5 protein-coding genes are annotated in these 4,143 nt (G+C 64.4%); all 5 read left to right on the top strand.

Annotated features, from left to right (window positions below):
• Positions 1 to 133 precede the first annotated feature (133 nt).
• On the top strand, positions 134 to 802 hold the full coding sequence (gene murB, locus QZL67_RS05460; RefSeq protein ID WP_022289741.1) for a UDP-N-acetylmuramate dehydrogenase: 669 nt from the start codon (positions 134 to 136) through the stop codon (positions 800 to 802).
• A 17-nt stretch (positions 803 to 819) separates the two neighbouring features.
• Positions 820 to 1,683, top strand: a complete 864-nt coding sequence (gene rapZ, locus QZL67_RS05455) for an RNase adapter RapZ (RefSeq protein WP_022289740.1) — start codon at positions 820 to 822, stop codon at positions 1,681 to 1,683.
• A 10-nt stretch (positions 1,684 to 1,693) separates the two neighbouring features.
• A complete protein-coding gene (yvcK, locus tag QZL67_RS05450; RefSeq protein ID WP_022289739.1) occupies positions 1,694 to 2,758 on the top strand; it encodes a gluconeogenesis factor YvcK family protein in 1,065 nt (354 codons plus the stop codon).
• Between the two features lie 73 nt (positions 2,759 to 2,831).
• A complete protein-coding gene (gene whiA / locus QZL67_RS05445; RefSeq protein WP_022289738.1) occupies positions 2,832 to 3,731 on the top strand; it encodes a DNA-binding protein WhiA in 900 nt (299 codons plus the stop codon).
• A 54-nt stretch (positions 3,732 to 3,785) separates the two neighbouring features.
• On the top strand, positions 3,786 to 4,143 hold a 358-nt coding region (locus QZL67_RS05440; RefSeq protein ID WP_292919930.1), incomplete at its 3' end, for a C-GCAxxG-C-C family protein.

Genomic DNA, 4,143 nt, shown 5'->3' with positions numbered 1-4,143 from the left:
GCGAGCAGCTGGTGCTGCTGATGAGCTTTGCACAGGAGGCGGGGACCACGCCCCTGATCGTGGGCAACGGCACGAATCTGCTGGTCTCCGACCGGGGACTGGACCGGCTGGGGGGCGAGAGCTGGACCGGCTGGTGATCGACACCACCGGGCTGCGGCAGATGGAGCGCTCAGAGGGGAACGTCCTGACGGCGGAGGCCGGCGTACCGCTGGCGCGTCTTGCGGACTTTGCCTGCCGGGAGGGCCTTGCCGGGCTGGAATTCGCCCACGGCATCCCCGGCACGCTGGGCGGCGCCGTGTGCATGAACGCCGGTGCCTACGGCGGAGAGATGAAGCAGGTGATTACCTCGGTGACGGCCCTGTTCCCGGAGGAGGGCATCCGCACGCTGACGGCGGAGGAGCTGGACTTTGGCTACCGCCACAGCCTCTTTTCCGACCATCCCGACGCCGTGGTGCTTCGGGCCGCCGTGGCGCTGACGCCGGGGGACCCGGAGGAGATCCGGGGCCGGATGCAGGACTTCATGGCCCGCCGCAAAGCCAGCCAGCCCCTGGAGTTCCCCAGCGCCGGCAGCACCTTCAAGCGGCCGGTGGGCCACTTCGCCGGGACCCTCATCGACCAGTGCGGCCTCAAGGGTCTTACGGTGGGGGGCGCCCAGGTCAGCGAGAAGCATGCGGGCTTTGTCATCAACCGGGGCGGCGCCACCTTTGATGACGTGACGGAGCTGATGCGTCAGGTGCAGCAGCGGGTATACGCGGAAACCGGCGTCCGGCTGGAGCCGGAGGTCCGCATCGTGGAAGCGTGAGCGAAAGGGGCATTTGCATGGAAATCCTGATCATCTCCGGTCTGTCCGGAGCGGGGAAGAGCAAGGCGGCCTCCTTTTTGGAGGACATGGGCTTTTATATCGTGGACAATATGCCCGCGGCGATGATTTTGAAATTTGCGGAGTTCTGCACCGTCAGCAACGGCCGTTACGACCGGGTGGCGCTGGTGTACGACGTGCGGACGGCCAACTCCTTCGCGGAGTTTTTCGAGGTGCTGGATAAGCTCAAGGCCATGGACTGCCGGTGCCGGATGCTGTTTCTGGAGGCCTCGCCGGAGACGATCATCAAGCGCTACAAGGAGACCCGCCGCCGCCATCCCCTGCGGGATGGGGCGGACTCCCTGGAGGAGGCCGTGCGCCAGGAGCGGGCGCTGATGCAGCCGGTGAAGGACCGGGCGGACTACGTGGTGGATACTTCCCGGCTCTCCACCGCCCAGCTGCGGGGCGAGCTGCTGCACCTCTTCGGCACCGGGGGAGAGAAGGCCGGCATGACGGTGAATGTCACCTCCTTCGGCTTCAAGTACGGCCTGCCCATGGAGGCGGATCTGGTGCTGGACGTGCGGTTCCTGCCCAACCCCTATTACATCGAGACCCTCCGGCCCAAGACGGGGCTGGACCGGGATGTATACGAATACGTGTTCAAATTCCAGCAGACCCAGGATTTCATGAAGCGGCTGGAGGACCTGCTGACCTTCGTGCTGCCGCTGTACGCCGAGGAGGGCAAGACCTCCCTGACCATCGCCGTGGGTTGCACCGGCGGGCATCACCGCTCCGTGGCGGTAACCCACGCCCTGACGGAATTCATCCATCAGCAGGGCTATCCGGTGACGGAGAATCACCGGGACATGGCCCGGGGCGTTTGAGGAGGCGGCCATGAAAAAACAACGGCCGTCCTACCGGCTGCCCAGAGCCCACGGCCCCCGGATCACCGTCATCGGCGGCGGCCACGGCCTTTCCAACATGCTGCGGGGTCTCAAGCAGTATACGGAAAATCTGACTGCCGTGGTCACCGTGGCGGACGACGGCGGCGGGTCCGGGATGCTGCGGCAGGACCTGGGGATGCCGCCCCCCGGCGACATCCGCAACTGTATGGAGGCGCTGGCCAATACGGAGCCGGTGATGCGGGAGCTGCTGCACTACCGGTTCACGGAGGGGGCCCTGGCGGGGCAGTGCTTCGGCAATCTGTTCCTGGCGGCCCTCAACGGAATTTCCCCCTCCTTTGATGTGGCGGTGAGCCGCATGAGCGAAGTCCTGGCCATCACCGGTCGGGTGCTGCCGGTGACCACGGCGGACGTACAGCTGGAGGCGGAGTTTGAAAACGGCGCCAGCGTGGTGGGGGAGTCCAAGATCTTCTACTGCAAAAAGAGAGAGGACTGCCGCATCCGCCAGGTGCGGCTGATCCCGGAGCACCCCCAGGCCCTTCCGGCGGCCACGGCAGCCATCCGGGACGCGGATATGATTGTCCTGGGCCCCGGAAGCCTTTACACCAGCATCATCCCCAATCTCCTGGTGGGGGGGATCGTGGAGGCCATCCAGTCCTCCGACGCGCTGAAGGTGTATGTCTGCAACGTCATGACCCAGGAGGGGGAGACAGAGGGCTACACCGTCTCCGACCATATCGCGGCGCTGTTCAAACACTCGGTGCCGGGCCTCTTCGACCTGTGCCTGACCAACTCCTCGCCCATCCCCAAGGGGGTGGCCGCCCGGTATGCCCAGGAGGGGGCGGAGCTGATCCGCTGCGACTGGGAGGAGTGCGCCCGGCTGGGAGTGGAGATCGTCAACCGCCCGGTGGCCACGGTGGAGAACGGCTTTGTTCGCCACCATCCCGGCCATCTGGCCCGGGAGCTGATTTTGCTCCATGCCGAGCGCAGCGTCCGCATCGCCGGGGACCGCTTCGACTTCCGGGAGGATACCTACCGGGTGGAAGAGGACACGTGAGAAGCCGGACAAGATCGAAAACGGCGTATTCTCCCCGGGGAGCGCCCTGAACCAATGATGGAGGAATCCCCTGATGTCCTTTTCCTTTGAAGCAAAAAACGAACTGTGCCGCCTGCCGGTGCAAAAGCTCTGCTGCGCCCGGGCGGAGGCCTACGGCGTTTTGCTCTATTGCAACACCTTCAGTTCCACGGAGGTGCGCATCATTACGGAAAATCCCAATCTGCCAGCCCGGCTGCCCCGGCTGTTTCACCGGGCGTTCAACCTGCGCTTTGACCGGCAGCCGGAACCGGACCAGCCGGGCAAGCAGGTCTTCCAGATCACGGAGCGCAAGAAGCTGGACCACATCATCAATCTGCTGGGATACGATCCCCGGCAGAATCTGGTGCTGCATATCAACTTCGGCCTGCTGGAGGATGCCTGCTGCCGGGCATCGTTTCTGAGGGGGGTGTTCTTTGCCGGCGGCAGCATCACCGACCCTCTCAAACGCTACCACCTAGAGCTGGCAACTTCCCATCTCCAGGCCAGCCGGGAGCTGGAAGCGCTGCTTCGGGAAGACCACTTCCCGCCCAAGAGCGTCAGCCGCAACGGCAGCTTCATCACTTACTTCAAGCAAAGCGACCAGATCGAGGACTTTCTCACCCTCATCGGCGCGCCGGTGTCGGCCATGAAGGTGATGTCCGCGAAGATGGAGAAGGACCTCCGCAACAGCGTCAACCGCCGCCTCAACTGCGACAGCGCCAATCTGGACAAGGCAGTGGAGGCGGCCCAGGAGCAGCTGGAGGCCATCCGGCGGCTGGAGGAGGCGGGCGTGCTGGAGACACTGCCGGACAAGCTGCAGCTGACGGCGTCGCTGCGTCAGGCCAATCCCGAGCTGACCCTTTCGGAGCTGGCGGAGGAATTTGACCCGCCTGTGACCAAGTCCTGTCTGAACCACCGGCTGCGCAAGCTGGTGGAGCTGTCGAAAAAGCTGTAAAGCAAAAAAACTATATACACATTGAATTACAAAAGAAATTTGGAGGAATTACCAATGGATCGCTGTGCAATTGCCTATGAGTATCACAAAGCCGGATTCAACTGCGCCCAGTCTGTGGTGGGCGCGTTCGAGGACCTGACGGGGTTGACCCGAGAGCAGCTCATGGCCATGACCGGCGGCTTCGGCGGCGGTGTGGGCGGCAGTCACGCCGAGCTCTGCGGCGCCGTCAGCGGCGGCGTGCTGGTGCTGAGCCTGCTGTACCCCCAGACCGAGGCCAACGACAAGGAGGGCAAGATGCGGATCTACGCCAAGGCCAAGGAGTTCCGCCGCCGCTTTGAGGAGATCTTCGGCCTGACCCGGTGCGGGGAGCTGCTCAAGGCCCGCCCCGGCGTGACGGACAAGAACCCCGCCG

Source organism: Oscillibacter sp. CAG:155 (assembly GCA_000436875.1).
GTDB lineage: Bacteria > Bacillota > Clostridia > Oscillospirales > Oscillospiraceae > Oscillibacter.
The sequence above is the reverse complement of the archived record's forward strand: the minus strand, read 5'-3'. Positions and strand labels throughout refer to the sequence as shown.

Coding starts and splice junctions, on each gene's coding strand:
- rapZ (WP_022289740.1), top strand. CDS start 820: ATGGAAATCCTGATCATCTCCGGTCTGTCCGGAGCGGGGAAGAGCAAG.
- yvcK (WP_022289739.1), top strand. CDS start 1,694: ATGAAAAAACAACGGCCGTCCTACCGGCTGCCCAGAGCCCACGGCCCC.
- whiA (WP_022289738.1), top strand. CDS start 2,832: ATGTCCTTTTCCTTTGAAGCAAAAAACGAACTGTGCCGCCTGCCGGTG.